Here is a 6584-nt window from a genome sequence, read left to right as displayed (position 1 = left end):
ACGCATCGTCGCCTTGGTGAGCCGTTACCTCACCAACTAGCTAATGCGACGCGGGCCCATCTTATAGCGGATTGCTCCTTTGATCAGTCTACCATGCGATAATCTGATGTTATGCGGTATTAATCTTCCTTTCGGAAGGCTATCCCCCTCTATAAGGCAGGTTGCCCACGTGTTACTCACCCGTCCGCCGCTAGCTTCATCCCCGAAGGGAATCTGCTCGCTCGACTTGCATGTGTTAAGCACGCCGCCAGCGTTCGTCCTGAGCCAGGATCAAACTCTCAATTTCAAGTTTGTAGCTCATTACTGTTGTATGTCTTATGATTTAAATCATAAAGAATTGCTGGTCATATATTTTCTTACTCTGTTTAATTTTCAAAGACCAAATTTCATTCGTCATCACCTGACGACCCTTACTATGTTACCACCTTTTCACCTTAATGTCAACAAATATTTTAATATTTTTAAAATATTATTAATATTAAAATCTGTCAAAGTGGCTTGTCCCACAAATATCAATATTGGCGACGCCTTTTATAATATCACACCTAAAACATTATAATACCAATATTATTACCGTTAAATTTTAATATTTATATCATTCTTCATTTTTCTCCATTTTTCTTCATTTTATTTATAGCGATACACCTGGGTAATTATATTTTGAAAATTTTAATTAACAACTATTCTAAAGTAATAAGTAACTTTGATTATTTAAATTGCATAAAATATATAATATTACTTTATTTATTACAAGGAGTTAATTATAATGTGCGGAATTTGTGGTTGGATAGACTTTAACAATAATATATCTAATAATTCTAAAATTTTAAAAGATATGACAGACTCATTAAAATTACGTGGTCCGGATAGCTATGGTTACTATATAACCCAAAATATAATGTTAGGCCATAGAAGATTGATAGTAGTAGATCCTAGTGGTGGTATACAACCTATGACAAAAATACTATCTAATAAAAAATATACTATTGTTTATAATGGTGAATTATATAATACTGAAGATTTAAGAAAAGAACTTATATCTAAAGGCTTTAAATTTGAAGGTTATTCTGATACAGAAATACTTCTTACCTCTTATATATATTGGAAAGAATCTTTTTTAGAAAAACTAAATGGTATTTTTGCATTTTGTATTTTTGATGAGTATGAACAGAAATTGATACTAGCTAGAGACCCATTAGGTATAAAACCATTATTTTATTCTATAAAAAACTCTTCTTTTATTTTCGGTTCTGAAATTAAAACACTATTAAAACATCCGTATATAAGTACCACAGTAGATAAAACAGGATTATCCGAATTATTTGCTTTAGGTCCTGCAACTAGTCCTGGTAATGCAATATTTAAAGATATAAATGAAATACCACCTGGGCACTGTGCTATAATATCTAAATCTTCAATACAATTAAAAGAATATTGGAAACTAAAGGTCTATGATTTTAATGAAACTATAGAACAAGCTGAGGAGCATTTAAAATTTTTAGTATCAGATTCTATTTGCAGACAACTAGTAGGTGATGTACCTCTTTGTACATTTCTATCAGGCGGACTAGATTCTAGTGCAATTTCTGCAATTGTAAGTAATGAATTTAAAAAATCTAATAAAAAGTTAACTACCTATTCTATAGAATATGAAGATAACACTAATTACTTTGAATCATCTATGTTTCAACCTGATTCTGATGAGTATTGGACAAAAAAAATGGTTGACTTTATAAAAAGTAATCATAAAACTATCTTAATAAATAACATTGATTTAGCCAATTATTTAAAGCAAGCTGTAATTTCCAGAGACTTACCAGGTATGGCTGATATAGACTCTTCTTTGTATTTAGCGTGTAAAGAAATATCTAATGATTTTGTAATTGCATTATCTGGCGAATGTGCAGATGAACTTTTTGGAGGTTATCCATGGTATACTGATGAATCTATGATATACTCTGATACCTTTCCATGGTCTAGATTTGCAAAAGATAGATATCATATTTTAAACGACTCCTTAAGCAATATCAATATTCAAGAAAATATAGACTATTACTATAAAAAAAGCATCTCTGAAGTACCACACCAAATCGGCGAAGATAAATTAACTTACAGAATGCGTGAATTGTTCTATTTAAATATAAAATGGTTTATGGTTAATTTATTAAATAGAAAAGATAGAATGAGTATGTCAAATAGTTTAGAAGTTAGAGTTCCTTTTGCAGATATTAGACTAGTTGATTATGCTTTTAATATACCTCCGAATATAAAATTTGTTAACGGTCGTGAAAAAGGTCTTTTAAGAAATTCATTAAAAGGTATACTTCCTAAAGATATTATTTATAGGAAAAAAAGTCCTTATCCTAAAACCTTTAATCCTATATATACAGATACAGTTTGCAAAACCTTAAATTCCATAATAAATTCTAAGACATCGCCAATATTGAATATTATAAATAAACAAAATGTGCAAAATATAATAGATACTAAAGGTACTTCTTATAAAACACCATGGTTTGGACAATTAATGACAGGTCCTCAGTTAATTGCTTATCTGATACAAGTAAATATTTGGTTAGAAGAATATAATATAAATTTATTAATTTAACGTATTGTGCTAGTTAAACCTTAATTGATAAGATTTAAAACAAATAAACGCCAACAATATATGATTTTAATTTGAAGTTTTTAATTTGTTTATAAAAACTATTGTTGGTTTATCTTAATTCAATGAAATGTGCAAATTAACTTTCAAACCAAGAACCCTATATACATGATTTCAGATTATAATATTATAAATAAAAAGTGGTTTCAGGATAGAAACCACTTTTTTTGACCTTATCTACATAATTTTTTGAATTCATCTGCTACAAACTGTACCTGTGGACCCACAACAACTTGTAAACTAGTCTTTCCTGGTCTTATTACCCCAGAAACACCCGCAGATTTAATTTTCTTTTCATTAACCTTTGCTTGATCTTTTATTTCTAAACGTAACCTTGTTACACAATTATCTATAGAAGTTATGTTTTCTTTTCCACCAACACCCTCTAATATTACAGAAGCTATTGCTGTAAAATCGTTATTTTTAAGTTCTACGTGCATTTCTTCATCATCATCATCTTCTTCTCTACCTGGAGTCTTTAAGTTGAATTTTGTGATTGCAAAACGGAATACAACATAGTATATAACAGCAACTACTAAACCTATTGGAATTAACCATAATGGATTTTGAGCCATTGGTGCTTTAAAGCTTAAAAACCAATCTACAAATCCTGCACTAAAGTTAAATCCCGCTCTTACTGGTAACATTGCACATACTGTTGCTGAAATACCTGTTAATAATGCATGAACTACATATAATCCTGGTGCTAAGAACATAAATGCGAATTCTAATGGTTCAGTAACTCCTGTAAAGAATGCAGAAATTGAACCTGCTAATAATAATCCATAAACAACCTTTTTCTTTTTATCTTTAGCTGTGTGATACATAGCTAAAGCTCCTGCTGGTAATCCAAACATCATTACTGGGAAGAATCCAGTCATATACATTCCTGTTTGACCAAGAGTTCCTTTTCCACTCCAGAAATTTCCTAAATCATTTATTCCTGCAACATCAAACCAGAATACTGAGTTAAGAGCATGATGTAAACCTGTCGGTATTAATAATCTATTAAAGAATGCATATATACCTGCACCTACAGCTCCTGTAGAAATAATTGCCTTACCAAATGATACCAATCCTGCATAAACAACAGGCCATACAAAGAATAATATTCCTGAAGCCACAAGAGATAATGCTGCTGTAACTATAGCAACGCTTCTTCTTCCACTAAAAAATGATAACGCATCTGGAAGTTTAGTTCCCTTAAATCTATTATAGCAACTAGCTCCAATTAAACCTGCTAATATACCTATAAATTGTGTTTGCGTTTTACTATATGCCGCTGCAACATCAGCTTCCTTAATTCCCTTAAATATTGCTACTGACTTTGTAGATAACAATGTTGTAATCACAAGCCATGAAACAAGCCCTGCAAGTCCAGCAGTCCCTTCACTATCATCAGACATACCTACCGCTACACCTATTGCGAATAATATACCCATATTGTCAATTAATGCTCCACCTGCTTTTATTAAGAATGCAGCTAAAACACTATTTGCACCCCAACCAGTAGGGTCCATCCAATAACCAATACCCATCAGGATACTAGCAACAGGTAAGCACGCCACTGGAAGCATTAATGATTTTCCTAATTTTTGAAAAAATTTCATCATAATTATAATTCCTCCTTTTTAATTTTAAAAAATATAAGTGCTAAAAATTTAAATTGAACCCAATAAAAAAAGCTGAAAAGGTATAATGTAATAACATATCCTTTTCAGCTAATGCCCAAAATTTAACTCGGTTACACGCTTTATTTATGTATTCAATTTATGTTTTGATTATATAAAAAATCGCGAATTTTGTCAACGGTTACAAATAATTTTTTTATTTTTTCTTGTAAACATTTGCTGAATATTGACAACTCTTTTAATGTTATTGTATAATTTGTCTTAACGTGTTACTGTTAAATCAGGCATAAGTTTTTAATAACTTATGCTTTTTTTTTTGATAACCTTTAAATATTTATGTAAATTGAAATGAAAGGATGTGAATTTCCTAATATTCAAATTAATATTAGGAGTAAGTTATGTTTGGATTTTTTAAAAAAGATTTAAAATTAGTTGCGCCTGTATCTGGAAAAACTATAGATTTATCTCAAGTACCAGATGAAGTTTTTGCTCAAAAAATGGCTGGTGACGGAGTTGCCATAGATACTACAGGAGATATAATAGTTGCTCCAGCAGATGGTGAATTATCTCTTGTTTTCAAAACAAATCATGCTTTTGCTATGACACTTGAAAATGGAGTTGAATTGCTAGTTCATATTGGTATAGACACTGTTTCTTTAGAAGGAGAAGGTTTTGAAAGATTAATAGAACCTGGTGTTCAAGTTAAAGCCGGTACTCCTATAATAAAAATAAATAGAGATTTCATTATTAGTAAAGGACTATCTCTTATTACACCAGTTTTAATAACAAATGTAGATTCCGTTAAGGAAATATCTTCTAAAATTGGACTAACAGTTAAAGAAGGTTCTGATGTAATTATAACTTATAAAGCTAAATAAAATAATTAAAGCCAGCTAATGCTGGCTTTAATTATTTTCTACCGATACTCTAAATCTTTGAATATGCATTGCTATATATGCAACTTCATCTTCTACAACTTTAACTTCTAGCTCATTTTCTAATATCTTGGCAACTTTCTCTGCAACCAAATATGATTTCGGGTAACTTTCTTTTATAATATTTAGCAAATCATTTTTTATTAACGATTTCTTCATTATTCTTTCTATTGCAAATCTCATATGAGTTAAAAATCTAGCATAATCCAAGGATGTTTTATCTATTACAATATTTAATTCTTTTTCAACATACTCAGTTATCTTATTACCTATATAACTATATTTTATAGTATTGGATAATTTACCATTATTCCTAGCAGAATGTATATGAAGAGCTATAAATCCAACTTCACCATCTGGCATTAATACTCCAGTTGAATTTTTTATTTTAATTGCAGCCTCTTTTGCTAATTCAAATTCCTGTGGATATAAGGTTTGTATTTCAATTAAAAACGGATTCTGTATTTCTTCATTATTATTTAATCTTTTAATTGCAAAAGATATATGCTCAGTTAATCCAATATGAATATTTTCACTTAAATCTTCCCCTAATTTATTTGATATATCATATATAATTTCTTCACAAAGAGCTAAAAACTTTTCATCATTCTTACTGACAATTTCATTAAAATTTTGTACATTAAATTGATTCTCTATTGTAAAAATTTTATCTATCTCAGTACCTTTTTTTATTATTTCTCCAACTTTTTTGCCAAATCCAATTCCTTTTTCAAAAAGTATTTTTTCCTTACCATTATTATTGGCTAGTATTATATTATTATTGAAAACTTTTAAGACCACATAGTCAACTTTTAATATAGTCTTCATATTAAACCTCCATAATTATTAATCTATGCATGTTGTTCATTCACAAAACCCTTTAAAATATCTCAAGGCTATTATATACAAATATATAAGAAAAGTCTAATCTATTATTAAGTATAAATAAAAAAACCTCTCTTTTAAAGAGAGGTTTTGGTGGCTCACCGGGGAATCGAACCCCGGACACCATGATTAAAAGTCATGTGCTCTACCGACTGAGCTAGTGAACCATACAAACCTGGCAACCACTTACTCTCCCACACAGTCTCCCGTGCAGTACCATCAGCCGTAATTTGCTTAACCGTCGTGTTCGGAATGGGTACGGGTGTTACCAAATTACGCATCATTACCAGATGCTATTTCACAGAAATCTTAGATTTCTTTTTGAAATAATACTCATTAGCCAAAGCTTTTGAGTTTCCTTTTTCAGAGTTTGTTCTCTGAAAATTGCATATATAAATCTTAGTTTTTGTTAATTACCTTTTATTTTGGTCAAGCCCTCGATCTATTAGTATGAGTCAGCTGAACATG

General features: G+C 30.1%; 4 protein-coding genes, 1 tRNA gene and 2 rRNA genes. 2 read left to right on the top strand and 5 right to left on the bottom strand.

The window, feature by feature from the left end:
- A 16S ribosomal RNA gene (locus BUB01_RS22350) occupies positions 1-286 on the bottom strand; the annotation flags it as partial.
- 480 nt (positions 287-766) lie between these two features.
- Between BUB01_RS22350 and asnB the strand changes: the two genes are divergently transcribed.
- Complete coding sequence (gene asnB / locus BUB01_RS22345; protein ID WP_072993906.1) at positions 767-2608, top strand: asparagine synthase (glutamine-hydrolyzing); 1842 nt, start codon at positions 767-769, stop codon at positions 2606-2608.
- 230 nt (positions 2609-2838) lie between these two features.
- Here asnB and nagE read toward each other — a convergent pair whose 3' ends face one another.
- Positions 2839-4278: an N-acetylglucosamine-specific PTS transporter subunit IIBC gene (gene nagE / locus BUB01_RS22340; protein WP_072993903.1), complete on the bottom strand. Its 1440-nt coding sequence runs from the start codon at positions 4276-4278 to the stop codon at positions 2839-2841.
- 416 nt (positions 4279-4694) lie between these two features.
- Here nagE and BUB01_RS22335 point away from each other — a divergent pair, with 416 nt between their 5' ends.
- A complete protein-coding gene (locus BUB01_RS22335; protein WP_072993900.1) occupies positions 4695-5174 on the top strand; it encodes a PTS sugar transporter subunit IIA in 480 nt (159 codons plus the stop codon).
- Between the two features lie 27 nt (positions 5175-5201).
- Here the strand turns inward: BUB01_RS22335 and glcT are convergent, their stop codons facing one another.
- The 3 genes from glcT to rrf all read right to left on the bottom strand — a co-directional run bounded on the left by glcT (position 5202) and on the right by rrf (position 6407).
- Complete coding sequence (gene glcT / locus BUB01_RS22330) at positions 5202-6059, bottom strand: glucose PTS transporter transcription antiterminator GlcT (protein ID WP_072993897.1); 858 nt, start codon at positions 6057-6059, stop codon at positions 5202-5204.
- A gap of 148 nt (positions 6060-6207) precedes the next feature.
- Positions 6208-6283, bottom strand: a tRNA-Lys gene (locus BUB01_RS22325).
- A gap of 6 nt (positions 6284-6289) precedes the next feature.
- Positions 6290-6407, bottom strand: a 5S ribosomal RNA gene (gene rrf, locus BUB01_RS22320).
- Between the last annotated feature and the right edge of the window lie 177 nt (positions 6408-6584).

This window comes from Clostridium cavendishii DSM 21758 (genome assembly GCF_900141845.1).
Lineage (GTDB): Bacteria > Bacillota > Clostridia > Clostridiales > Clostridiaceae > Clostridium_AG > Clostridium_AG cavendishii.
This window is presented reverse-complemented; position numbering and strand designations above follow the sequence as displayed.